The organism is Pseudonocardia terrae (genome assembly GCF_021343995.1).
Lineage (GTDB): Bacteria > Actinomycetota > Actinomycetes > Mycobacteriales > Pseudonocardiaceae > Pseudonocardia > Pseudonocardia terrae.
Genome location: NZ_JAJTTE010000044.1, coordinates 15,517 through 38,626, shown reverse-complemented (window position 1 = coordinate 38,626; position 23,110 = coordinate 15,517). Strand labels below are relative to the sequence as shown.

Below are 23,110 nucleotides of genomic sequence, written 5' to 3'. Positions count from 1 at the left end.
CCGGTCAGCGCGCCGCCCAGCCGGTGATCGCCGTCGGGGTCAGGACCAGCAGCGGCCCCCGCGGGCGGGCGTCCCGGTAGGGCGGGTACTTCGCCTGCAGGGCGTCGAGCGCCCGCTCGCGCAGCCCGCCCGGATCGTCGGCGCCGGCCTCGTGGACGGCCGCGGTGCCGTCGACCCGGACCCACCACAGCCGCGCCCAGTCGTCGGCGTACTCGTCGACGACGACGGCGGCGCGCGGGTCCCGGGCGACGTCGGCGAGCCGCGCCAGCCGCGGCCCCCGTTTCGGCTTCACCTCGTCGACCGCGGAGCAGACCAGGCCGTCGACCAGCGCGTAGGTGATCGGGACGAGCCGAGGCGTGCCGTCGGCGCGCAGCGTGGCGAGCCGGGCGACGGGGTGCGCCGCGAGCCGCTCCCGGCACGCGCGCTCGTCGAGGGACGGCACGACCCCGTCCGTCAGTGCGCGAGCGGGACGTCGACCCGCGTCGACAGCAGCACCGCGTCCCGGGTGTCCCGGCGCTCGTGCTCGAGGAAGCTCGGGGCGGCGGCCAGGAAGAGGGTGCGGCCCTCCGCGCCGCCCAGCGCCACCGCGTAGGTCTGCAGGTCGCCGACGGTGACCTCGTCGAGGATCTCCCCGCCCTCGCGGACCCGGATCGCACGGTGGTGGTCCGCGTCGGCGACCCAGATCGCGCCCTCGGCGTCGGGATCGGCGATCCCGTCCGGCACCACGGCCAGCCCCGGCAGCATCTCGCCCACGTTCCGGGTGGTGGGCAGCTCGCCGAACCGCGCCCAGTCGCGCCGGCCGCCGAGCGAGCCGTCCGGGCGGATGTCGTAGGCGGACATCCGGTTCCCGAAGCTCTCCGCGACGACCAGGGTGTCGCCCCGGATCACGGTGCCGTTCGGGAAGTAGACCTCCTCGGCCACGACCTCGGCGGACCCGTCCGGGTCGACCCTCATGACCAGCCCGGGCTCCAGGTCGGCCCCCGCCATGAGGTCGAAGCCGAAGCACCCGACCCAACACCGTCCCTGCCGGTCGACCGCCATGTCGTTGAGCACCCCGCGGGAGAGCCCGCTCAGGTCGGCGTGCGTGACCAGGGTGCCGTCCTGCTCGCGGCGCAGGATCTTCCGGTCCCGCATCGACGCGATCAGCAGCCTGCCGTCGGGCAGCAGCCCGGTCCCCGACGGCTGGGCCGGCACGGTCGCCTCGACCCGCAGGTCACTGCCGTCGGCCTCGGCGCTGAGCACCCGGTGTGTGTAGAAGTCGCTCACCCAGACCCGGCCCCCGAGCCAGCGCGGGCCCTCCAGGAACGACAGCTTCTCCAGCACGACGGTCGGCTCGGCCACGCGACCCCCTCCGGTCCGGCCCCCGCTCCGGCGCGGGGGCGACCGGGTCAGTCTGGTCCGGGGCGGGCGGCGGGTCGAGACCGTCCGACGATCACGCGCCCCCCGGTGAGCGAGCGCTGCCAGAGCGCAGTGTCGAGGACGCGGCCGTGCTTGCGCCCGACCCCGCGCAGCACCCCGACCTCGTGGAACCCGGCCCGCCGGTGCAGCGCGACCGAGGCCGGGTTGCCCTCCGGATCCGCGATCACCGCGACGACCTGCTCGAACCCGGCTGCGCGGCACTCGTCGAGCAGGCGGCCCAGCAGCGCCCCGCCCAGGCCCCGCCCGGCCGCGGCCTCGGCGAGGTACACGGTGTTCTCCACGGTCCGGCGGTAGGCGGGCTTGGCGCCCCGCCAGGGCGAGGCGTAGGCGAACCCGGCGACCCGCCCGTCGATCTCGGCGACGAGGAAGGGCAGTGCGCCCGCGGTGAGCGCGGCGAGCTTGGCCTGCCAGGTGTCCAGGTCGGGGACGTCCTCGTCGAAGGTCGTGACCGTGCGCTCGACGTAGGGGGCGTAGACCGCCGCGACGGCGGGCAGGTCGTCGAGGGTCGCGGGCCGGACGGGACGTTCCACGGGACCATGATGGAACACCACGGGTCCCGCCATGGTTGAGCCCGATACTTGCGAGCTCAACAAGATGCCCGCCGATCCGGGAGGTTCCCGATGCCCGCCGTCACCGTCGCCGACGTCACCGCGCTGCCGCGCGTCCCCGAGCCCGGTCCCACCGACCTCGACCGCGGCGTGCGCTCGGTCACCACCGCACCCCGCGGGTACGAGGGCGAGGGTTTCCCCGTCCGCCGCGCGTTCCAGGGGGTCGACCTGCGCGACCTCGACCCCTTCCTGCACATGGACCAGATGGGCGAGGTGGAGTACGCGCCGGGTGAGCCCAAGGGCACGTCGTGGCACCCGCACCGCGGCTTCGAGACCGTCACCTACATCATCGACGGCGAGTTCGAGCACCAGGACAGCCACGGTGGCGGCGGGAACATCACCAACGGCGACACCCAGTGGATGACGGCCGGCGGCGGGCTGCTGCACATCGAGCGGCCGCCGGAGGCGCTGGTCGCGAGCGGCGGGCTGTTCCACGGCCTGCAGCTGTGGGTGAACCTGCCGCAGGCCGACAAGTGGCTGGAGCCGAAGTACCAGGACCTGCGCGCCCGCGAGGCCGCGCTGCTCACCACGCCCGACGGCGGCGCCCTGATCCGGGTGATCGCCGGCGAGCTGGCCGGGCACGAGGGCCCCGGGTCGACCTACACGCCGATGGCGATGATGCACGCGACCGTCTCCCCCGGCGCGAGGATGCGGCTGCCGTGGCGGCGGGACTTCAACGCCCTGGTCTACGTGCTGTCCGGCGCCGGCACCGTCGGCAAGGACGACCGGCCGGTCCGGGAGGGTCAGCTGGCGCTGTTCGGGCCGGGCGACCTGATCACGGTGGCCGGGAACCGCGGGCAGGACTCGCGCACCCCGGCGCTCGACGTCGTGCTGCTCGGCGGGCGGCCGATCCGCGAGCCCATCGCGTGGGGCGGCCCGTTCGTGATGAACACCCGCGACGAGGTGCTGCAGGCCTTCGAGGACTACCAGAAGGGGAAGCTCGGCGTGATCCCCGCCTCGTACGTGCCGCACGGGAGCCTCGGCGGGTCCGCTCTGGGAGGATCGCAGGCATGACCGAACCCATGATCCTCGACGTCGCCGAGTGGTCGCGCTTCGAGATCCACGTCGACGGGAGGCTGGCCGGCTTCGCGCAGTACAAGGTCGAGCCCGGCACGATCAGGTTCGTCCACACCGAGGTCGACTCGATGTACGAGGGCCAGGGCCTGGGCGGCAAGCTCGCCCGGTTCGCGCTGGACGCCGCCCGGACGCGTGGCCTGGCGGTGTACCCGGACTGCCCGTTCATCCGGGGCTGGATCGAGAAGCACCCGGACTACGTCGACCTCGTCCCGGTCGAGGCCCGACCGCTGTACTCAATGTAGACCGCGCTCGCGCCGGGCCCCGAGCTTCCGCGAGTCGGGGCCGCGGCTTCCGCGAGTCGGCATTTTCGGGCTACCGAGTTGCACATCGTCGTCGCCCGGGATGTGTCGTTCGGTGTCCTGACACCGCCGATCTACGGGTGACCGCGCCGGGAGTGCGGAACTGTCGGAGGTGGCTCGTAGCCTGACCCCGTGCTCGTCGTCCACGGTCTCTGGTCCCCGGCCCGGGGTGTCGTGCTCTGGGCGGAGGACGGCGAGCGCCCCGCGACCACCTCGCGCCGCTCGCTGCGCACTGCCCGGCCGCACCCGTTCGCGGTGCCGGCGTCGCAGCTCGCCGGGATCCACCCGGGCAAGCAGACCTCGCTGACCTTGCTGCTCCCCTCTCGCGCGAGCGGACCGGTGGAGTCGCCCGAGCTGGTGCGCCGTCGGGCGCCCGGGCGGCGGTCGGCCGAGGTGTCGCTGACCCCGTGGACGGTGCCGGCGGTCGTCGTCGAGCCGGGCGAGCTGGCCGACCCGGCCGACGACGTGCGCTACGGCGCCTCCGTCGCCCACCTGCGGGCGCTCGCGGCGTTCGCCGACGACCTGGCTGCCCGCGGGCGCGTCCTGCCCACGCTGCGGCCCGGGCCCGAGGCGCGGTGGCGGCCCGTCGTGCAGGGTCTCGACGCGGTGGCCCGCCGGTCGCTGGTCGACGCGCTGCCCCCGGTGGCCCGCGCCGAGCAGCGGCGCTCCGGCGACACCGCCGGCCACTCCCCGGAGCTGCTGATCGACGCCGCGCTGGACTCGCTGGTCGACGCGGCGGTCCGCGAACGCCTCGCCCTTGCAGACACCCCGGTCGCCCTCGTGCCGCCGCGCCGCGGCCGCGCACCGAAGGCGCTGCCCGCCACCGAGGCCTGGCTCACCGCCCTCGACGGCCCGGACCCGCGGTTCGAGGCCACCGAACGGGAGCTCGCCACGCTGGCCGACGCACTGGCCCCGTGGGACGCGGTCACCACCGAGGAGACCGGGCCGGCCCGCGCCACCTTCCGGTTGTCCGAGATCGGCACGCTGCACGACCCCGCCGACCCCGGGGACGACCCGTTGGACCAGACCGGCGACGGCACGCGCTGGGTCCTCGAGTTTCAGCTGCAGTCGACCGAGGACCCCAGCCTGGTACTGCCGGCCGACGACGTGTGGGCGGGGCGCGCCGACCGGCTCATCACCTCCGCGCAGGAGCTGCTGCTGGCCGAGCTGGGCCGGGCCGCGCTCGTCTACCCGCCGCTCGCCGGCGCGCTGCGCCGGGCCCGGCCGGAGGAGCTCGACCTCGAGCTCGACGAGGCCCACCGCTTCCTCACCGAGGACGCCGCGCGCCTGCTCGCGGCCGGCTTCGGCGTGCAGCTCCCGGCAGGGTGGAACGGGCGGCGCCCGCTCGGGCTGCGGCTGTCGGTGTCCTCGCCCGCGGCGCCGGGCGTCGTCACCCGCGGCGGCCTGGGTCGGGAGGAGCTCGCCCGGTTCCGGTGGACCCTCGCCGCCGGCGACGAGGAGCTCGACGAGGAGGAGATCGCCGCGCTGGTCGCGGCCAAGGCCAAGCTCGTGCGGATCCGCGGGCAGTGGGTGAGCGTCGACGCCGACGCGCTGGCCCGCGGCCTGGATTTCCTGCGCCGGCAGAACGGGCGGCGTGGTACCGGCACGGTGGCCGACGCGCTCGGCCTCGCCCAGGGCGCGGTGGACACGCCCCTGCCGATCACCTCGGTGGCGGCCGAGGGCTGGATCGGGGACCTGCTCGGCGGCACGGCCGACCGCACACTCGAACCGCTCGACCCGCCGGCCGGCTTCCGGGCCGAGCTGCGGCCGTACCAGAAGCGGGGGCTGTCCTGGCTGGCGTTCCTCGCGTCGCTCGGCCTCGGCGCCTGCCTGGCGGACGACATGGGCCTCGGCAAGACGATCCAGCTCCTGGCCCTGGAGGCGCGCGAGCGAGAGGCGGAGGGGGAGCGTACGGACCCGACCCTCGACGCAGCTCCCGGCCCCACCCTGATCCTCTGCCCCATGTCGCTGGTCGGCACCTGGCAGCGGGAGGCCGCGCGGTTCGCCCCGGACCTGCGCGTCCACGCCCACCACGGCCCCGGCCGCCCGCGCGGAGAGGCCCTGCGCGCGCGACTGGCCGACACGGACATCGTGGTCACGACCTACGGCACCGCGTCCCGGGACATCGAGGAGCTGGAGGCGCTGCCCTGGCACCGCCTGGTGCTCGACGAGGCGCAGGCGATCAAGAACAGCAATGCAGCCCCGTCCAAGGCCGCTCGCCGGATCGTCGCCGGACACCGCATCGCGCTCACCGGCACGCCGATGGAGAACCGGCTGGCCGAGCTGTCGTCGATCATGGACTTCCTCAACCCCGGCATGCTCGGCACCCCGGAACGCTTCCGGCAGCGGTTCGCGGTGCCGATCGAGCGGCACGGCAGCCCGGAGGCCGCGGAGACGCTGCGCCGCATCACCCGGCCGTACCTGCTGCGCCGGCTGAAGACCGACCCCACGGTGATCGACGACCTGCCCGAGAAGATCGAGATCACGCAGGAGTACCACCTCACGCGCGAGCAGGCCTCGCTCTACCGCACGATCGTCGACGACATGATGGAGAAGATCGAGGACTCGGTCGGCATCCAGCGCCGCGGCAACGTCCTGGCCGCCATGGCCAAGCTCAAGCAGGTCTGCAACCACCCCGCCCAGCTGCTGCACGACGGCTCCCCGATCGGCAAGCGCTCCGGCAAGGTCGCGCGCCTGGAGGAGCTGCTCGCCGAGATCCTCGCCGAGGGCGACAAGGTGCTGCTGTTCTCGCAGTTCACCGAGTTCGCCTCGATGCTGGTGCCGCACCTGTCCGCCCGCTTCGACCAGGAGGTGCTGTACCTGCACGGCGGCACCCCGAAGAAGCAGCGGGACGCGATGGTGGAGCGCTTCCAGTCCGGCGACGGCCCGTCGATCTTCCTGCTCTCGCTCAAGGCCGGCGGCACGGGTCTCACGCTGACCGCGGCCAACCACGTCGTGCACCTGGACCGCTGGTGGAACCCGGCCGTCGAGGAGCAGGCGACGGACCGGGCGTTCCGGATCGGCCAGGGGCGCACGGTCCAGGTGCGCAAGTTCGTCTGCCCCGGCACCGTCGAGGAGCGGATCGACGCGCTGATCGAGTCGAAGAAGGCGTTGTCGGACATGGTGATCAGCGACGGCGAGGGGTGGCTCACCGAGCTCGGCACCAGCGAGCTGCGGTCCGTCTTCGCCCTGGGCGCGGAGGCGGTCGCCGATGACTGAGAAGCCGACGACCGGGACGACCGACGACGAGACGACCGACGAGGGGGGCCACCGATGAGTGACCAGCCCTTCTGGGCGCAGGAGGACCATCCGAAGCGCCCGCTGCGCGTGGAGAACGGGATCCAGATCCACTCCACCCGCGGCACCGTCGCGCGCACGTGGTGGTCCAAGCGGTTCCTCGTCGTGCTCGAGGCGCTCGGCGTCGGCGGGCGGCTGCATCGCGGCCGCAGCTACGCCCGCTCCGGGCAGATCGTGTCCTGCGTGGTCGACGCGGGTTCGGTGGTCGCGCTCGTGCAGGGCACCCGGCCGACCCCGTACAAGGTCCGCATCGGCATCCCGGCGTGGGGCAAGCAGGACTGGTCGCGCGCGGAGCAGGCCCTGGCCGACGACGCGTGGTACGCCGCCACCCTGCTGGCCGGCGGGATGCCCACGGAGATCGAGGACCTGTTCGCCGGGCTCGGCCTCGCGCTTTTCCCCACCTCGCAGCGCGACCTGTCGATGGACTGCACGTGTCCGGACCCCACGGTGCCGTGCAAGCACCTCGCGGCCGTGTTCTATCTGCTCGCGGAACGGTTCGACGCGGACCCGTTCGAGGTCCTGGCCCTGCGCGGGCGGGACCGGGAGACCCTGCTGGCCAACCTGCGCCGCCGCCGCGGCAGCACTGCGGCACCCGAGGCCGCGGTCGAGGACGATTCGCGTCCCCTCGGCGAGCTGCTCGACGACTTCTACGCGGCCGGCGCGCTCGACCTCACCCGGTTCGCACCGGCCGAGCCGGAGCCGGGCGCGCTGCTCGAGCAGGTGCCGGAGCTGCCGATCGAGGTCCGCCGGCACAAGGTCCGCGACCTGCTCCGGCCGGCCTACGACCAGCTGCCGAAGTGAGCAGCACTATGGAGCCATAGTGCACGAAACACCTGCTCAGAAGTGCGTCATGGCTCCACGGTCACGTCAGCTCGCCGCGACGGCCTTCTTCCGCCGGGGGCGCCGGGCCGGGGCCGCCGGGGTGACGAGGTCCTTGAGGAACAGGCCGGTGTAGCTGCCCTCGGTGGCCGCGATCTCCTCGGGCGTGCCCTGCGCGACGACCGTGCCGCCGCCGGAGCCGCCCTCGGGCCCCATGTCGATCACCCAATCCGACGTCTTGATCACGTCGAGGTTGTGCTCGATGACGACGACCGTGTTGCCCTTGTCGACCAGCCCGTTGATCACCTGCAGCAGCTTGCGGATGTCCTCGAAGTGCAGGCCCGTGGTCGGCTCGTCGAGGATGTAGATCGTGCGGCCGTTGGACCGCTTCTGCAGCTCGCTGGCCAGCTTCACGCGCTGCGCCTCGCCACCCGAGAGCGTGGGCGCCGGCTGTCCGAGCCGGACGTAGCCGAGCCCGACATCGACCAGCGTGGTCAGGTACCGGCTGATCGAGGTGATCGGCGCGAAGAACTCCGCGGCCTCCTCGATCGGCATGTCCAGCACGTCGGCCACGGTCTTGCCCTTGTAGTGCACCTCGAGGGTCTCCCGGTTGTACCGGGCGCCCTTGCAGACCTCGCACGGGACGTACACGTCGGGCAGGAAGTTCATCTCGATCTTGATGGTGCCGTCGCCGGAGCACGCCTCGCAGCGGCCGCCCTTGACGTTGAACGAGAACCGCCCGGCCTGGTAGCCGCGCACCTTCGCCTCGGTGGTCGACGCGAACAGCGTGCGGATCTTGTCCCACACCCCGGTGTACGTGGCCGGGTTGGACCGCGGCGTGCGCCCGATCGGCGACTGGTCGACCCGCACGAGCTTGTCCAGCTGCTCCATCCCGGTGATCCGGGTGTGCCGGCCCGGCACCTGGCGGGCGCCGTTGAGCTTGTTCGCCAGCACCGTGGCCAGGATGTCGTTGATCAGCGTGGACTTGCCGGAGCCCGACACGCCCGTGATCGAGACCAGCCCGCCCAACGGGATGTCGACGTCGAGCCCCCGCAGGTTGTGCTCACGCGCGCCGACGATCGTGAGCCTGCGCTCCGGGTCGAGCGTGCGGCGCACGTCCGGCACCGGGATGCTCCGCCGGCCCGACAGGTACGCGCCGGTCAGCGAGGTGTCGTGCGCCTCCAGCGCGGCCACCGGGCCGGAGTGCACGACCTCGCCGCCGTGCTCACCCGCGCCCGGGCCGATGTCGACGGCCCAGTCCGCGGCCCGGATGGTGTCCTCGTCGTGCTCCACGACGATCAGCGTGTTGCCCAGCTCCTTGAGCCGGGTCAGCGTGTCGATCAGCCGACGGTTGTCCCGCTGGTGCAGGCCGATGGACGGCTCGTCGAGCACGTAGAGCACCCCGACCAGGCCGGAGCCGATCTGGGTGGCCAGCCGGATCCGCTGCGCCTCGCCGCCGGAGAGCGTGCCCGCGGCCCGGTCGAGCGACAGGTAGTCCAGCCCGACGTCGAGCAGGAAGCCGAGCCGGGCCTGGATCTCCTTGAGCACCCGACCGGCGATCATGGCCTGGCGCTGGTCGAGGACCATCCCGTCGAGGAACTCGGCGCACTCGCTGACCGACATCGCCGAGACCTCGGCGATCGAGCGGTCGCCCTGCTCACGGTGCGCGAGCGTGACCGCCAGGACCTCGGGCTTGAGCCGCGCCCCCTTGCACGCCGGGCACGGCACGTCGCGCATGTAGCCCTCGTACCGCTCCCGCTGCGACTCGGACTCGGTCTGGTCCAGCCGACGCTCGAGGAACGGGATCACGCCCTCGAAGTTCGCGTAGTAGGCGCGCTCGCGGCCGTACCGGTTCCGGTACCGGACGTGCACCTGGTCCTCGCTGCCGTGCAGCACCGCCTTCTGGGCCTCCGCGGGCAGCTTGCGCCACGGCGTGTCCATCCGGAACCCGACGGCCTTGGACAGCCCGGCGAGCAGCCGGCCGAAGTACTCGGCGGTGTGCCCGTTGTTCCACGGCGCGACGGCCCCGTCGGCCAGGCTGAGCTCGGGGTCCGGGATGACGAGCTCCGGGTCGACCTCCTTCTTGATGCCGATGCCCGAGCACTCCGGGCAGGCGCCGTAGGGCGAGTTGAAGGAGAACGTGCGGGGCTCGAGGTCGTCGAGCGTGAGCGGGTGTCCGTTGGGGCAGGCCATCCGCTCGGAGAAGCGGCGCTCGCGGTGGGGGTGCTCGTCGTCGAGGTCGACGAACTCCAGCACGACGAGCCCGTCGGCCAGGCGCAGCGCGGTCTCCACCGAGTCGGTGAGCCGCTGCTTGGCGCTCGGCTTGACCGACAGCCGGTCGACGACCACGGAGATGTCGTGCTTCTCCTGCTTCTTCAGCTTCGGCGGGTTGCTCAGCTGGTGCACCGTGCCGTCGACCAGGACGCGGGAGTAGCCCTGGCCCTGCAGGGTGGTGAAGAGGTCGACGAACTCGCCCTTGCGGGTGCGGACGACGGGTGCCAGCACCTGGAAGCGGCTGCCCTCCTCCATCGCCAGCACCTGGTCGACGATCTGCTGCGGGGTCTGCTTCTCGATGACCTCGCCGCAGATCGGGCAGTGCGGCACCCCGGCCCGGGCGTAGAGCAGACGCAGGTAGTCGTAGACCTCGGTGATCGTGCCGACCGTGGAGCGCGGGTTGCGGTTCGTGGACTTCTGGTCGATCGACACCGCGGGCGAGAGGCCCTCGATGAAGTCGACGTCGGGCTTGTCCATCTGGCCGAGGAACTGCCGCGCGTAGGCCGACAGCGACTCGACGTACCGGCGCTGGCCCTCGGCGAAGATCGTGTCGAACGCGAGGCTCGACTTGCCGGAGCCGGACAGGCCGGTGAAGACGACGAGGCTGTCCCGGGGCAGGTCGAGATCGACCCCGCGCAGGTTGTGCTCGCGAGCGCCGCGCACGACCAGCCGGGGAGCGTCGTGCGGGGTGCGGACCTGGGCCACGAGGGCGCCTCCTTACGGGTCACCGGGGATCGGCGGGCCCGGTCCGCGGCAGACCGGGGACCCGCGATCGATGCTAGGCCGGGGGTCCGACGGAAACCGTGCCCACCGTCCGACCCGAGGGCTCCCGGTCGGCGGGTGCGCACCGGCGAGCGCCGGACGACCAGGGGTCACCGGACTGCCCGCTCGTGGCGCGGCGCCGCCGGAGCCCCGTTCGGCCACCCGCCTCAACGCCGCCGGCCGCCCGGTGCTTCCCGGCGACGCCCGCCGGACCAGGTGACCACTGTCGCACACATGTTCGACGGCGACACGCCTACCCCTGTTCCCCATGCGTCGGGAGCGCCGTCCCGGCCACGAACCGGTGGTCGGCCGGCCCCCTCACGAGGCGGCCCGGGCGGTCGGTCACCAGCCCCGCTCGCGCCACTCCTTCACCGACGGGCGCTCCCTGCCCAGCGTGGTGTCGTCGCCGTGGCCGGGGTAGATCCAGGTGTCGTCGGGCAGCTCGCCGAACACCCGCGACTCCAGGTCGTCCATGAGCGAGGCGAAGTCCTCGGGTGACCAGGTCTTGCCCGGTCCGCCCGGGAACAGGGAGTCCCCGGTGAACAGGTGCGGGCGGTCCGGGCCGCGGTAGAGCAGGGCGATCGAGCCCGGCGTGTGCCCGCGCAGGTGGATGACCTCGAGGGAGATCTCGCCGAACTCCACGCCGTCGCCGTGGGAGACGAGCACGTCCATCGGGATCGGCAGCTCGGGCGCGTCGAGCGGGTGCGCGATCTGCCGGGTCTGGAACATCCCCGCCACCGCGCCCAGCGCCTGCCAGTGGTCCTGGTGGCGGTGGGTGGTGACGAGGTGCCGCAGCTCGGGCCTGCCGTCCTCCGCCCCGACGAGGTCGGCGATGCGCTCCGGCTCGGCGGCCGCGTCGATGAGCAGCGCCTCGTTGGTGGCGGTGCAGGTCAGCAGGTAGGCGTTGTTGTCCATCGGGCCGACGGACACCTTGCTGATCGTGAGCGGGGCCAGGCTCCGCCGGATCGCCGCGCCGCCGGGGTCGGTGTGCCCGCTGTACTCGTCCAGGACGTCCACGCGCGGCAGCCTAGTGCCGCCGGCACCCCCGCGTCCCGGTGCGGAGGGCCGTCAGCCCCCCGACGGGAAGATCCGCGGGAAGGTGTCCACGGCGTGCTGCACGACCAGGTACCCGTAGACCACGAGCGCGATGAACAGCAGGCTCGCCAGCGAGGTCAGCACGTAGGCCACGATCCGCAGCACGGTGACGGCCCGCCCGTCGCCCGCGGTGGGCAGGCGCTGGCCGCCCGGCGGGGTGTGCGCGGGCGCGGGCCGCGCCGCCGGTGCCCAACCGGCGCGGGCCGCCTGCTCCCCCACGGTCGCCGGCGGGGTGCCACCCGAGGCGGATCGCTGGTACGGGACCGGGGGCTTCTGCCCGACGGCCCGGAAGCCGCCGCTCCCGCTCGTCGACGCCCTGTGCGTGCTCACCCGTCGAACCCCCTGCCCGCGTCCCCGGTCCTGCCGGGCCAGTCTGGACGGTGGAACCACGGTTGGTCACCCCGGCGGTGGTCGTCCACCCGTTCGTGGTACTCCGCCCACCACCGACCGCCCCGCCGGGTGCTCAGGACGCGCGGGTGGTCAGGTGCAGGATGCCCGAGACGAGCAGGTAGCCGCCGAGCCCGCCGAAGAACAGCACCGTGATCGGCCGGCGGTGGACCCGGATCCAGGCGACGAGCCGCTCGAGCACCTCCCGTGCGAGCTGCGGGCGGCGCGCCGCGAGCACGAGCGCCACGATCACCGTGCTGAACCAGATGGCGTTGTAGACGGCCACCTGCACGAGCCCGTCGACCGCGCCCGCGGCCGCGGCCACGATCGCGTTGAGCGCGGCCAGGTAGGTCAGGCCGGGCAGGTGGGTGAGGACGCCCGCCCCGGCGGACCCGCGCACCGTCAGCCCCTGCAACCGCCGCTGCATCCACGTCGGCTCCGAGGGCGGCGGCCGCTCGGTCCCCCGGCTCAGCGGCCAGGGCGAGGGCCACCGGGCCCAGGCCGAGATCGCGTAGGCGAGCGCCGCCACCCCGAGGACGATGTCGACGACCGGCCTGCTGGTCGTCGTCGCGGTCCGGGCGTTGAGGCCCTGCAGCAGCACGACGACCAGCACTCCGACGGCGAGGGTGAACACCAGGCCGCCCACCAGGTACGCGGTCAGCAGCCGCCGCGGCTCCCGGCTCGCCAGGATGGCGAACAGGGCCGCGAGCGCGGTGGGCCGGATGATCGCGGAGATCGCCAGCAGCAGCGCCTCGGTACTCACTGCGCGGTGCTCACTGCCCGGTGCTCACTGCGCGGTGCTCACGACTCGGTACTCACGACCCGGTGCTCCCGAGCGCCTGCTCACGGGCACCCGATCAGCCGCGGACGCGGGCGGCGCCGCGGCTCACGGGGTGACCTTCGAGTCGCCGCGGGTCGGCGGCTCGGGCGGGTCGACGGGTCCGGGCACGGCCGCGGCGTCGCCGTCGGTCCCGCTCGCGACGCCGGCCGGCTGCGGGTGCCGGTGGGCCTTCCGGGCGTCCCTGCCCTCCTTCCGCGCGGCCTTCCGCTCGGCCTTGTGCGCGGCCTTGTGCGCGGCCTTGGCGGCCTCGTCGGCGGCCGCCTCCTCCGCCTCCTTCGGCGTCGACCGCAGCCAGGCGTCCGCCCACCGCGCCTGCGGGTCGATGTCCACGAGCAGGGCCTTGACCAGCAGCGTCAGCGGGATCGCGAGGATCGCGCCGAGCGCGCCGAGCAGCCAGGCCCAGAAGAACAGCGCCACGAAGGTGACCGTGATCGACAGGCCCACGGCGTCGCCGATGAACCGTGGCTGGATGAGCGACTGGATCACGAAGTTCAGCGCGCAGTAGACGACCACGACCACGATGGCGAGCTGCGGGCCTCCGACGAGGAGGCCGAGCAGGGCGGGCGGGATCACGCCGATGACGAACCCGATGTTGGGGACGTAGTTGGTGACGAAGGCCAGCAGGCCCCAGGTGACGGGGAGCGGGACCTTCAACAGTGCGAGCGCGATCGTGTCGAGCACGGCGACGACGAACCCGAAGACCGTCGTGACCAGCAGGTACTGCCGGGTCCCCCAGGCGAAGTGTCCCAGCGCGCCGGTGATCTGCGGCCGGTCGGTGGCGATCGACGCCAGGCGGTGCCCGACGCCTCCCGCCTCGACGGTCAGGAAGAGCAGCAGCGCGAGCAGGAACACGAGGTTCGTCGCGAGCCCGGCGACGCTGTCGAGGAGCGAACCCAGGAGCCCCGCGAGCTTGCCGATGTCGAGCGAGCTCGCCGCCTGCTTCAGCTGGTCGGGCCCCACGCCGGCCTTCTTGAGGGCGGAGGTCAACGACGAGACCAGCCCGTCGGCCTGCGACGCGTACTTCGGGATCTCGGTCGCGAGCCGCGCGATCGAGGCGATGATCCCGAGGGCGAGCACGATCAGCACCGCGTAGACCAGGACGACGAGCACCAGCGTCGTCGCCCAGGCCGGCCACCCCTTGCGCTTCAGCCGGCTCTGCACGGGTGCGACCGCGATCACGATGATCAGGGCCATGAACGCCGGCGCGATCAGCCAGGCGATCGCCTTGATCCCCGCCACCACCACGACGACCGCCGCTGCACCGAGCAGCACGACGAGCGCGCGAGGCAGGCCCCGGTCGCGCGGCCGCGCCCCGTTCCCCGGCAGGTCGTCCGGGGCGGGGGTGGGGGGTGGCACCGGAGTCGTCACGCGCCGACGCTAGGTCCGGTCAGGAGGACCGGGCCTCACCCGCCGCGGGCGAACGGGTGCCTCCCCCCGGGTACACCCGCTGGTCAGGGCACCGGCACCGCTCCCCGGCGCGGGGGCTCCGCCGCGCGCCAGGCCCCCGCGCCGGCCCCGGCGGCCGCCCGTGCCTGCGCCCACTTGAGCTTGGCGAGGTCCGCGGGCGGCAGCTCCGCCCGCTGCGTCCAGCTGCGGGCCGCCTTGATGGCGGCCGCCCCGGCCAGCAACGAGCCACCCAGCCCGGCGAGGGCGCCCACGGCCAGCAGGACCACGGCCCCGATCAGCAGCCCGTGGTCCAGGTCCTCCCACGACGGGTCCGTCCGACGATCACTCATCCCGGTCTCCTTCCTCCTGCGGTTCCGGCGGCAGCGTCGCGCCGCCGGCGCCGTCGTCGCCTCACCCGGCCGGAGTGACCGCGGACGTTGGGCCGGACGGGTGGACGTGATCACTCGGCGTGCACGGGCCCGCGGCCGAGGCCGTACGCTCGGGAAACGGCCCCGGTGGCCGTGTCTCTCCTCTGGACGGTCGCAGCGTCGGGGCCTGCCGTGGGCCCTGTGCGTGAGAGGAACGGATGGAGAAGCCGCCCCGGTCCGGCACGCTGCGCCGCATCCTCGCCGGCGCCGCGCGGACCGGCGTCGCCCTGCTCGCCCTCGCGGTCCTCGCCGGCACCGGCTACGTCTGGGCCGTGTCCCGGACCTTCGCCGCGGATCTCACCACGAGCTCGGTCCTGGCCACCCGCGCGGGAGCCCCGGCGGGGTCGACGGCGGCGCCGCGCCGCAGCTACACGGCGCTGCTCGTCGGCCTGGACAGCCGCACCGACGCACAGGGCGAACCCCTCCCGCCCGACCTGCTGGCCCAGATCCACGCCGGGGACGACGGGGGCGAGCTGCACACCGACACGATCATGCTCGTGCGCGTCCCGGCGGACCCGCACTCCCCCGTCGTCACCGTCTCGTTCCCGCGCGACTCCTACGTCCCGCTGGCCGACGGCAGCGGCCGCCACAAGATCAACTCGGCGTACGGCCGCGCTTACCGCGCCGAGCAGGAACGCCTCGAGGCCCAGGGGGTCACCGGCGCCGAGCTGGACCGGCGCAGCCGGGAGGCAGGGCGCGCGAACCTCGTCGCGACCGTCGAGGCCGTCTCCGGCACCACGGTCGACCACTACGCGGAGGTCAACCTCGCCGGGTTCGTCGAGCTCACGGCCACGCTGGGCGGGGTGAACGTCTGCCTGAACCAGCCCGTCGACGACCGGGCCTACTCCGGGGTGGACCTGCCCGCCGGGCCGCAGACGGTGAGCGGGGCCGCGGCGCTGGCGTTCGTCCGGCAGCGGCACGGGCTCGACGGGGGCGACCTCGACCGGATCGCCCGGCAGCAGGCCTTCCTGGCCGGGATGGCCCATCAGGTGTTGGCCGCGGGGACCCTCGCGGACCCCGCGACGGTGTCCGGCCTGCTCGCGGTGGTGACGCGGCACGTCGTCGTCGACTCGGGGTGGGACCTGCGGCAGCTCGTCGGGCAGCTGGGCGAGCTCGCGGGCGGCGACGTCGTGTTCCGGACCGTCCCCTCGATCCGCCCGGACCTCTGGACCCCCGTCGACGGCGTGGCCGTCGAGGTCGACGACGACCAGGTCCGGGACTTCGTGCACACGGTGCTGTTCAGCGACGCCCGCGCCGACGGCACCGCGCCGGAGACAACCGTTCCGGACGCGTCGCGCGTCCGGGCGAACGGGCCGACGCCGACCGCCACCCCGACGGCGCCACCCTCGGCGACGAGCACCACACCGAACACCACACCGAGCATCACGGCCGGCACCACGGCCGCCCCCACGTCCGGCAACGCGCCGACCTCCACGGTCACGGTGCCCGAGGACCAGTGGCAGCACCGCCCGGTGATCGACGCCGCCGCCGTGCCCTGCGTGAACTGAGAGCGCCGGCCGGGTCAGCCCGCCGCGTCCCGCTCGATGCGCGCCGCGCGGTCCCGGATCCGCTCCGGTGGCCAGGTCGCGACCTCGCGCAGCTGCTCGACCAGGGCGATCTCGACCGCTGCGTGCACGGCCGCCGGCAACACGCCCGGGTCCACCGACCGCGCCGCGGCCAGCGCCCGGGCCGAGAGGTACACGTTGATCATCCGATCACCTCCGTTGGTGCAGATGCATGCCCAACGCGTGCCCCGGGAAACGGAGACGGGCCGCGGGGCGAGCGGTCCTCCCGGTGGGGCGAGCGGGTCAGCGTTCCAGGAAGGCCGCCACCCGCTCCCGGTGCTCGGCGGTGCCGAAGAGCAGAGCCGTCGCCTCGACCGCCTCGGCGAAGCCCGCTTCGGTCCCGCGGTTGACGAACGCCTTGCCCACCTCCACGGCGAGCGGCGGCAGCGCCGCCATCTCCTCGGCCAGGTCCAGGGCGGCGGCGAGCAGCGCCGCGTCCGGCAGGACCTCCTGCACCAGCCCCGCCCGGACCGCGGTGGCCGCGTCGATCACCCGCCCGGACAGCGCGAGCAGCCGGGTCCAGTGCCGGCCCATCACCTCCGGCCCGCGCACGACGCCCCAGCCCGGCGTCAGCCCGACGGTGGGCTCACGGAAGGCGAAGGTGCCGGCGGACCCGCGCGGTGTCACCGGCGATCTCCCGGAAGCTCACGATGTCCCCGCCCGCCGAGAAGGCCCGCCCCGCCCCGGTCAGCACGGCGGCCCGGATCTCGGGGTCGGCCCCCAGCTGCGCGGTGAGCGCGATCAGCTCCCGGAAGAACAGCGGGTCCATCGCGTTCAGCTTCTCCGGCCGGGCGATCGTCACCAGCGCGACGCCGGGCCGCGGGGACGTGACCTCGAACCGCTCGAACCGTTCCATCACGCCTCCCGGTCCCAAGTGTCGGCGGTGACGCCGTCGGCGCGCAGCGTGTACTTCTCGGTCCGCCGGCTCGGGGTGACCGGCAGCGCATCGAGGAACCGCACGTACCGGGGCAGCGCGAACTCCGTGAGCCGCCCGGTGCAGTGCGCGACCACGCCGGGGCCGTCGAGCCGGGCACCGGACGAGCACCACGGCGACCAGGGACGCCTCGGTGCTGCCGTAGATCTCCGTGAGCGCCACACCGAAGCGCCGCTCGAACGCCTCCGTGACCTCCGGTGGGCAGGGGGCGCCGAAGCCGACGCGCACGGGGTTGTCGGGGTCGTCGGGCCGGGGTGGCCGGTTCTGCAGCAGGGTGAGCATCGCGCCCTGGAAGTTGAAGGCGGTGATGCCGTGGCTGCGGCAGGTGTCCCAGAACCCGCTCGCGGAGAACCGCCGGTCCATGACGAGGGCAGGAACTCGGCGTCGCACACGACCGTGCGGGCCCGCGAGTGCGCGAGCAGGTGTTCCAGGAGGTGGCCGCGGGTGGCGGTGTTGAGGCTCCGTGCCGTCACGTCCTCCGACGCTACCCACCGGTCGTTTGGCAGGGAAGGCCGTCCGGTCCCGCGCGACCCGGTCCGGCAGACTGCCTCCCGTGAGCCAGCCGATCACGCAGACCCGGTCGACCGCCGAGTCCTTCCCCCGCCTGCACGCCCGCACCCGCCGGTTCACCCTCGGGGCTCCCCGCGGCGTCACCGTCTCCCCCGACGGCGGCCGGGTCGTGTTCCTGCGCAGCCGCAGCGGCACGGATCCGGTGACCTGCCTGTGGAGCCTCGAGGTGGAGACCGGTGAGGAGCGGCTGATCGCGGATCCCCGCGAGCTCGACACCACGGACGTCGAGGACCTGCCGGCCGAGGAGCGGGCGCGGCGCGAGCGGGCCCGCGAGCAGGCCGGCGGCGTGGTCGGCTACGCGACGGACCGGGCCGTGACCCGCGCGGTGTTCCCCTTGTCCGGCAAGCTCTACCTCGTCGAGTTCGCCGGCGGGCTCACCCCGCGGCTGATCGAGACCGACGGTGCGGTGATCGACCCCCGCCTCGACCCGACGGGCGCCCGGATCGCCTTCGTGTCCGGAGGCGCGCTGCACGTGCACCTGATCGCCGCGCGCCTGACCGAGACGCTCCTCGAACCCGAGGCCGACGACGTCACCTACGGCCTGGCCGACTTCGTGGCCGCCGAGGAGATCGACCGGATGCGCGGGTTCTGGTGGTCCCCCGAGGGCGACGCCCTCGTCGTCGCCCGGGTCGACGAGTCCGCGGTCCCGGTGTGGCACATCGCGGACCCGGCCAACCCCGACCGCGTCCCGACCCCGGTCCGCTATCCGGCCGCCGGCACCACCAACCCGGCCGTGAGCCTCGACGTCGTGGGGCTCGACGGCCGCCGCACGCCGATCGGATGGGACGCCGGGCGCGACGAGTACGTGGTCGACGTCGTGTGGGACGACCGCGGCCTGTTCGTCGTCGTGCAACCGCGCGACCAGAAGGCGCTGCGGATGCTCCGGGTCGACCCGGCGACGGGCGCGACCACCCTCGTCGACGAGGAGACCGACCCGGTGTGGGTCGACGCCACGCCCGGCCTGCGAGTGCACGCCGCCTCCGGCGCGCTGGTGAAGCTCGCCCACCGCGACGGGGCCCACCGCGTGCTGGTCGACGGCGAGCCCGTCACCCCACCGGAGATCCAGGTCCGCAGCCTGCTCGACGTCGACGGCGACACCCTGCTGGTCAGCGGCTCCACCACGCCCGCCTCGGTGCGGCTGTGGACGTGGAGCCCGGCCGACGGTCTGGTGCCCGCCTCGCCCGAGGAGGGCGTGCACTCCGGTCGCCTCGCCGCGGGAACCCTCGTGCGGACCTCGACCGATCTCGCGTCGCCGGCCACGACCACGGTCCGGGCCGCGGGCATCGAGCGGGAGATCGCCTCGTACGCCGCCGAACCGGGCCTCGACCTGCGGATCTCGCTGCACCGGGCCGGGGAGCGGCGGCTGCAGACGGCGGTGCTGATGCCGTCCTGGTGGGAGCCCGGCATCCCGCTGCCCGTGCTGATGGACCCGTACGGCGGGCCGCACGGCCAGCGCGTCTACGCCGCCCGCAACCCGCACCTGACCAGCCAGTGGTTCGCCGAGCAGGGCTTCGCGGTGGTCGTCGTCGACGGACGCGGGATGCCCGGCCGCGGCCCGGAGTTCGAGCGGGCCGTGCACCTCGACCTCGCCGGGCCCGTGCTCGACGACCAGGTCGACGCCCTGCGGGCGCTCGCCGTCGAGAACCCGGACCTCGACCTCACCCGGGTCGGCATCCGCGGCTGGTCCTTCGGCGGGTTCCTCGCCGCGCTCGCGGTGCTGCGCCGGCCCGACGTCTTCCACGCCGCCGTGGCGGGGGCGCCGGTCACCGACTGGGAGCTCTACGACACCCACTACACCGAGCGCTACCTCGGGCGGCCGGACCGGGAGCCGGCCGCCTACGAGCGTTCCTCGCTGCTCACCGACGCCGCCACCCCGGCGTCCGGGGACCGGCCGCACCGGCCGCTGATGATCATCCACGGGCTCGCCGACGACAACGTCGTGGCCGCCCACACCCTGCGGCTGTCCTCGGCGCTCCTCGCCGCGGGCCGCCCGCACCAGGTGCTGCCGCTCTCCGGCGTCACGCACATGACACCGCAGGAGGTCGTCGCCGAGAACCTGCTGCTCCTGCAGGTGCGGTTCCTGCGCGACGCCCTGGGGGTGCCCGCGCCCCCGGTGTGACGCGGTGTCGCGCGGTCGGGTCTCGGTCGCGGTTCAGTCGTGCGAGATGTGGTGGGGCGTGCCGTCGTCGGCGCCGGCCCCGTCGCCGCGGGTGTCCGGGGCGTCGGGATCCGGGGCGCCCACGCCCGACGCGTGCCGCCGCTCGTCGCGCAGGTCCCAGATCGCCACGCCCAGCGCGATCAGGGTGGTCAGCACGGCCACGCCCAGCGCGCCCGCGATGCCCGCCTGGTACGAGCGGCCCGCGGCGGCCAGCACGCCGTAGAACACCCCGGCGACGACGGCGGTGCCGACCGCCGCCCCCACCCGCTGGCCGGTCTGCAGGGCGCCCCCGGCCGAGCCCGCCATCCGGACCGGCACGTTGCGCAGGGTCATGGTGATGTTCGGCGCGATCACGAAGCCGCCGCCGATCCCGCCGACGAGCAGGGCGGGCGCGGCCACGATCCCGGCGATCCCGCCCGGGACCAGCGCCAGGGCCACACCGATCGGGAAGAGCCACCACAGCCGCGCGAGGCCCCCCGACTCGGCCTGCACCAGCGGCAGCAGCAGCGCGAGCACCGCGCCGCCGAGCAGCCCGGCCCCGGCCCAGTCGATGTGCGGCCGGTCGCCCGTGCGCGCCTTCGGCAGCAGCCGCGCCGCCAGGACCACGGCCAGCACACCGATCGGGACGTTGACGTAGAAGATCCACCGCCAGCCGTCGGGCTCCCCGAAGGCGGCGAGCAGCAGCCCGCCTACGATCGGCCCCGCCGCGGTCGAGATGCCCACGACGGCGCCGAAGAACCCGAACGCCCGGCCCCGCTCGGCACCGTGGAACAGGCTCTGGATCAACCCGGAGTTCTGCGGGGCCAGCGACCCCGCCGCGGAGCCCTGCAGCAGCCGGGCGACCACGAGCAGCTCGATCGTGGGCGCCGCACCGCACAGGGCGCTGAACGCGACGAACGCGCTGAGCGCGATGAGGAACATCCTGCGGCGGCCGAAGGCGTCGCCGAGCCGGCCCGCCGGGACCAGCGCAAGCCCGAAGGTCAGCGCGTACCCCGAGACCACCCACAGCACGCCCGCCGGATCCGTGCCGAGTCCCCGCTGGATCGAGGGCAGCGCCACGGAGACGATGCTGACGTCGAGCAGAGTCATGAACCCTGCGGCGAGCGTGACGGACAGGGCCCGCCAGCGCCGCGGATCCGGGGTGTACTCCTCCTCGGTCCCCCTCCGGGCCGGAGCGGAGGTCATGACGCGGAGCGGGAGGGGTGGGGGCCTTCGGGCACGACGCCGGACGTTACCGCCGGCCCCCGGGACCCGCCTCCCGAACGACCGTCCGGCCGCTCAGACGGGCCCGAGCACGTCCCCGACCCGGACCGTGCCCGCCGTGACGACGTCGGCGTAGGCGCCCGCGCACGCCCAGGTCCCCATGCCGGGGATGCTGCGCCGGTTGAGCTTCGCGATCGTGCGCAGCGTGTCCCGGTCCTCGGCCAGGCCCTCCTGGGCCAGCGTCGTCATCACGCAGCGCATGGTCGGCATGGTGACCGTGATCCGCGCGTCGCCGGCGGCGAGGGTCTCGCCGATCCAGCCGTCCTCGACGAATCCGGGGCCCTGGGCGGTGTCCAACAACAGGTTCGGGCGGTAGCGGCGGGCGTCGAACACCGACCCGGGGGCGGCCTCGGCCAGCGCCGCGAGCGTCGAGCCGGTGATCAGGTGCAGCACGCCGAGATCGAGGAAGGAGTCGCCCGGCGTCAGCGCGGCGGCCCCGATCCGGCTGACCGGCTCGCCCTCCTCGCTGTGCTCGACCGTGGTGTCGTCGATGAACGCCTGCGGCGCGAGCCCGTCGATCTGCGGCCACTGCTCCTCGAACTCGGCCCCGGCGGCCGGGTCGGCCGACAGCAGGACCGCGCGGCCGAGCAGGTCGGAGAGGGCGGCGTCGAGCCCCGGCTCGTCGCTGCGCAGCGTGCGCCCGTCGGGGAAGGTGACGGCGACGGGCGGCGGGGCGGCGTCGGGCTCCGGCTCGGCGAGGAACGCGGCGTGACAGCCGAGGAGCGCGCCCCACTTCCGGGGGTACTTGGCGCTGGCCACCGTGCCGTCCTCGGCGTCGACCACGGCGTAGGCCCGGTCGCCGAGGGCCCCGCCGGGCAGCAGGGCGAGCGCGTCGACCCGCTCCCCTTGCATCGACTTGACGGGGAACCGGTGGAGGGCGGTGATCGTCGCCCGGGTCGTCGTCGGCACTGCTGCGGTCATGATCCCTTCGTAGCGGGCGGGCGGGGCCCCGCGCCACCTTCGGACGGCGGGGTTCTGGCAGGGTGGCGCCCGACCGACGCGAGACCCAGGAGGAACCCGACTATGGCACCGCAGAAGCCCGACGTCGACCCGATCGACGGCCCGGCCCCGACCGGCCTCGAGATCACCGACATCACCGTGGGCGAGGGCGAGGAGGCGAAGGCCGGCCACCGGGTGGCCGTGCACTACGTCGGCGTCGCGCACTCGACCGGCGAGGAGTTCGACGCCTCCTACAACCGCGGCCAGCCGCTGCAGTTCGGCCTCGGCGCCGGCCAGGTCATCCAGGGCTGGGACCAGGGTGTGCAGGGCATGCGGGTCGGCGGGCGCCGCCGGCTGGTCATCCCGCCGCACCTGGGCTACGGCGACCGCGGGGCCGGCGGCGTCATCAAGGGCGGCGAGACGCTGATCTTCGTGGTGGACCTGCTCGCGGTGCAGTGAGGCTGCTGATCGTCTCCGACACCCACGTCCCGGTGCGGGCGAAGGACCTGCCCGCGCCGCTGTGGCAGGCGGTGGAGTCGCTCGGCGCGGACGACCTCGTCGTCCACGCCGGCGACTGGATGGACCCCGGTCTGCTCGACGCGCTGGAGGCGCGGGCGCCCCGGGTCGTCGGGGTGTGGGGCAACAACGACGGCCCCGAGCTGCGCGAACGCCTCCCCGAGGTGGCGCGGTTCGAGGCCGGTGGGCTGCGGTTCGCCGTGACCCACGAGACGGGTGCGGCGCAGGGCCGGGAGCGGCGGATGGCGGCCCGCTTCCCCGACGTCGACGTGCTCGTGTTCGGGCACAGCCACATCCCGTGGGACACGACGGCGAGCACGGGCCTGCGGCTGCTGAACCCCGGCTCCCCCACCGACCGCCGTCGCCAGCCCACGCACACGTGGATGACGGCGACGGTGCAGGAGGGCGAGCTGCGCTGGGTGGACCTGGTCCACCTGGAGAACCTGCGCTGAGGCAGCTGTGCGCGGTGGGTG

General features: G+C 74.2%; 23 protein-coding genes and 1 pseudogene. 8 read left to right on the top strand and 16 right to left on the bottom strand.

The features are described 5' to 3' along the window. Positions 1–4: 4 nt before the first annotated feature. From LWC33_RS25320 to LWC33_RS25310, 3 genes are read right to left on the bottom strand one after another with little or no spacing between them, the layout of a single operon-like run. Complete coding sequence (locus LWC33_RS25320; protein WP_233307161.1) at positions 5–442, bottom strand: TIGR03668 family PPOX class F420-dependent oxidoreductase; 438 nt, start codon at positions 440–442, stop codon at positions 5–7. An 11-nt stretch (positions 443–453) separates the two neighbouring features. Next, positions 454–1,341, bottom strand: a complete 888-nt coding sequence (locus LWC33_RS25315; protein ID WP_233307159.1) for an SMP-30/gluconolactonase/LRE family protein — start codon at positions 1,339–1,341, stop codon at positions 454–456. A gap of 47 nt (positions 1,342–1,388) precedes the next feature. Further along, on the bottom strand, positions 1,389–1,949 hold the full coding sequence (locus tag LWC33_RS25310; RefSeq protein WP_233307156.1) for a GNAT family N-acetyltransferase: 561 nt from the start codon (positions 1,947–1,949) through the stop codon (positions 1,389–1,391). Between the two features lie 90 nt (positions 1,950–2,039). On the opposite strand from LWC33_RS25310, the gene LWC33_RS25305 reads away from it, so the two are divergent. From LWC33_RS25305 to LWC33_RS25290, 4 genes are all read left to right on the top strand, one after another. Beyond that, positions 2,040–3,041, top strand: coding sequence for a pirin family protein (locus LWC33_RS25305; protein ID WP_233307154.1), 1,002 nt, complete (start codon positions 2,040–2,042; stop codon positions 3,039–3,041). Beyond that, entirely contained in the window at positions 3,038–3,346 is a 309-nt protein-coding gene (locus tag LWC33_RS25300; protein WP_233307152.1) for a GNAT family N-acetyltransferase, read from the top strand. The genes LWC33_RS25305 and LWC33_RS25300 overlap by 4 nt, the downstream gene beginning before the upstream one ends. Before the next feature lie 189 nt (positions 3,347–3,535). After that, positions 3,536–6,622 (top strand): DEAD/DEAH box helicase, encoded by a 3,087-nt coding sequence (locus LWC33_RS25295; protein WP_233307150.1) that lies wholly within the window; start codon positions 3,536–3,538, stop codon positions 6,620–6,622. A gap of 54 nt (positions 6,623–6,676) precedes the next feature. After that, positions 6,677–7,501 (top strand): SWIM zinc finger family protein, encoded by an 825-nt coding sequence (locus LWC33_RS25290; protein WP_233307148.1) that lies wholly within the window; start codon positions 6,677–6,679, stop codon positions 7,499–7,501. 66 nt (positions 7,502–7,567) lie between these two features. Here LWC33_RS25290 and uvrA read toward each other — a convergent pair whose 3' ends face one another. The 6 genes from uvrA to LWC33_RS25260 all read right to left on the bottom strand — a co-directional run bounded on the left by uvrA (position 7,568) and on the right by LWC33_RS25260 (position 14,614). Then, positions 7,568–10,498: an excinuclease ABC subunit UvrA gene (uvrA, locus tag LWC33_RS25285; RefSeq protein WP_233307147.1), complete on the bottom strand. Its 2,931-nt coding sequence runs from the start codon at positions 10,496–10,498 to the stop codon at positions 7,568–7,570. A gap of 399 nt (positions 10,499–10,897) precedes the next feature. Next, positions 10,898–11,572, bottom strand: a complete 675-nt coding sequence (locus LWC33_RS25280) for an MBL fold metallo-hydrolase (protein ID WP_233307145.1) — start codon at positions 11,570–11,572, stop codon at positions 10,898–10,900. A 51-nt stretch (positions 11,573–11,623) separates the two neighbouring features. Beyond that, the gene (locus LWC33_RS25275) at positions 11,624–11,980 is read right to left on the bottom strand and encodes a hypothetical protein (RefSeq protein ID WP_233307143.1); all 357 of its coding nucleotides are present in this window, start codon (positions 11,978–11,980) and stop codon (positions 11,624–11,626) included. Positions 11,981–12,113: 133 nt separating this feature from the next. Next, positions 12,114–12,800 (bottom strand): GAP family protein, encoded by a 687-nt coding sequence (locus tag LWC33_RS25270; protein WP_233307140.1) that lies wholly within the window; start codon positions 12,798–12,800, stop codon positions 12,114–12,116. 123 nt (positions 12,801–12,923) lie between these two features. Beyond that, positions 12,924–14,246: an AI-2E family transporter gene (locus LWC33_RS25265; protein ID WP_308191003.1), complete on the bottom strand. Its 1,323-nt coding sequence runs from the start codon at positions 14,244–14,246 to the stop codon at positions 12,924–12,926. Between the two features lie 83 nt (positions 14,247–14,329). Next, positions 14,330–14,614, bottom strand: coding sequence for a hypothetical protein (locus LWC33_RS25260; protein WP_233307138.1), 285 nt, complete (start codon positions 14,612–14,614; stop codon positions 14,330–14,332). 236 nt (positions 14,615–14,850) lie between these two features. On the opposite strand from LWC33_RS25260, the gene LWC33_RS25255 reads away from it, so the two are divergent. Continuing rightward, positions 14,851–16,200, top strand: coding sequence for an LCP family protein (locus tag LWC33_RS25255; RefSeq protein ID WP_233307137.1), 1,350 nt, complete (start codon positions 14,851–14,853; stop codon positions 16,198–16,200). A 14-nt stretch (positions 16,201–16,214) separates the two neighbouring features. On the opposite strand, the gene LWC33_RS25250 is transcribed toward LWC33_RS25255, so the two are convergent. The 5 genes and pseudogenes from LWC33_RS25250 to LWC33_RS36620 all read right to left on the bottom strand — a co-directional run. Next, positions 16,215–16,403, bottom strand: coding sequence for a hypothetical protein (locus tag LWC33_RS25250; protein WP_233307135.1), 189 nt, complete (start codon positions 16,401–16,403; stop codon positions 16,215–16,217). Positions 16,404–16,500: 97 nt separating this feature from the next. Continuing rightward, positions 16,501–16,884, bottom strand: a complete 384-nt coding sequence (locus tag LWC33_RS25245) for an enoyl-CoA hydratase/isomerase family protein (RefSeq protein ID WP_233307133.1) — start codon at positions 16,882–16,884, stop codon at positions 16,501–16,503. Then, the gene (locus LWC33_RS25240; RefSeq protein ID WP_233307131.1) at positions 16,844–17,113 is read right to left on the bottom strand and encodes an enoyl-CoA hydratase/isomerase family protein; all 270 of its coding nucleotides are present in this window, start codon (positions 17,111–17,113) and stop codon (positions 16,844–16,846) included. Before LWC33_RS25240 ends, LWC33_RS25245 begins: the two co-directional genes overlap by 41 nt. Then, the gene (locus LWC33_RS25235; RefSeq protein ID WP_233307129.1) at positions 17,113–17,268 is read right to left on the bottom strand and encodes a hypothetical protein; all 156 of its coding nucleotides are present in this window, start codon (positions 17,266–17,268) and stop codon (positions 17,113–17,115) included. The genes LWC33_RS25240 and LWC33_RS25235 overlap by 1 nt, the downstream gene beginning before the upstream one ends. A 55-nt stretch (positions 17,269–17,323) precedes the next feature. Then, positions 17,324–17,554 (bottom strand): annotated as a pseudogene (locus LWC33_RS36620) (AMP-binding protein); the annotation flags it as partial. Positions 17,555–17,744: 190 nt separating this feature from the next. Here LWC33_RS36620 and LWC33_RS25230 point away from each other — a divergent pair. Then, complete coding sequence (locus LWC33_RS25230) at positions 17,745–19,880, top strand: S9 family peptidase (RefSeq protein WP_233307127.1); 2,136 nt, start codon at positions 17,745–17,747, stop codon at positions 19,878–19,880. Between the two features lie 33 nt (positions 19,881–19,913). Here the strand turns inward: LWC33_RS25230 and LWC33_RS25225 are convergent, their stop codons facing one another. Further along, on the bottom strand, positions 19,914–21,104 hold the full coding sequence (locus LWC33_RS25225; protein WP_233307125.1) for an MFS transporter: 1,191 nt from the start codon (positions 21,102–21,104) through the stop codon (positions 19,914–19,916). 93 nt (positions 21,105–21,197) lie between these two features. Beyond that, entirely contained in the window at positions 21,198–22,103 is a 906-nt protein-coding gene (locus LWC33_RS25220) for an MOSC domain-containing protein (protein WP_233307123.1), read from the bottom strand. Between the two features lie 102 nt (positions 22,104–22,205). On the opposite strand from LWC33_RS25220, the gene LWC33_RS25215 reads away from it, so the two are divergent. Both LWC33_RS25215 and LWC33_RS25210 read left to right on the top strand, forming a co-directional pair. Further along, positions 22,206–22,580, top strand: a complete 375-nt coding sequence (locus tag LWC33_RS25215; protein WP_233307121.1) for an FKBP-type peptidyl-prolyl cis-trans isomerase — start codon at positions 22,206–22,208, stop codon at positions 22,578–22,580. Next, complete coding sequence (locus LWC33_RS25210; RefSeq protein WP_233307119.1) at positions 22,577–23,089, top strand: metallophosphoesterase family protein; 513 nt, start codon at positions 22,577–22,579, stop codon at positions 23,087–23,089. The genes LWC33_RS25215 and LWC33_RS25210 overlap by 4 nt, the downstream gene beginning before the upstream one ends. Positions 23,090–23,110 lie beyond the last annotated feature (21 nt).

What these genes read in the sequence shown, in the direction of transcription:
- LWC33_RS25290 (WP_233307148.1), top strand. Translation starts at nt 6,677, where the DNA reads ATGAGTGACCAGCCCTTCTGGGCGCAGGAGGACCATCCGAAGCGCCCG.
- LWC33_RS25225 (WP_233307125.1), bottom strand. Translation starts at nt 21,104, where the DNA reads ATGACCTCCGCTCCGGCCCGGAGGGGGACCGAGGAGGAGTACACCCCG.
- LWC33_RS25255 (WP_233307137.1), top strand. Translation starts at nt 14,851, where the DNA reads ATGGAGAAGCCGCCCCGGTCCGGCACGCTGCGCCGCATCCTCGCCGGC.
- LWC33_RS25260 (WP_233307138.1), bottom strand. Translation starts at nt 14,614, where the DNA reads ATGAGTGATCGTCGGACGGACCCGTCGTGGGAGGACCTGGACCACGGG.
- LWC33_RS25305 (WP_233307154.1), top strand. Translation starts at nt 2,040, where the DNA reads ATGCCCGCCGTCACCGTCGCCGACGTCACCGCGCTGCCGCGCGTCCCC.
- LWC33_RS25250 (WP_233307135.1), bottom strand. Translation starts at nt 16,403, where the DNA reads ATGATCAACGTGTACCTCTCGGCCCGGGCGCTGGCCGCGGCGCGGTCG.
- LWC33_RS25220 (WP_233307123.1), bottom strand. Translation starts at nt 22,103, where the DNA reads ATGACCGCAGCAGTGCCGACGACGACCCGGGCGACGATCACCGCCCTC.
- LWC33_RS25240 (WP_233307131.1), bottom strand. Translation starts at nt 17,113, where the DNA reads ATGGAACGGTTCGAGCGGTTCGAGGTCACGTCCCCGCGGCCCGGCGTC.
- LWC33_RS25300 (WP_233307152.1), top strand. Translation starts at nt 3,038, where the DNA reads ATGACCGAACCCATGATCCTCGACGTCGCCGAGTGGTCGCGCTTCGAG.
- LWC33_RS25215 (WP_233307121.1), top strand. Translation starts at nt 22,206, where the DNA reads ATGGCACCGCAGAAGCCCGACGTCGACCCGATCGACGGCCCGGCCCCG.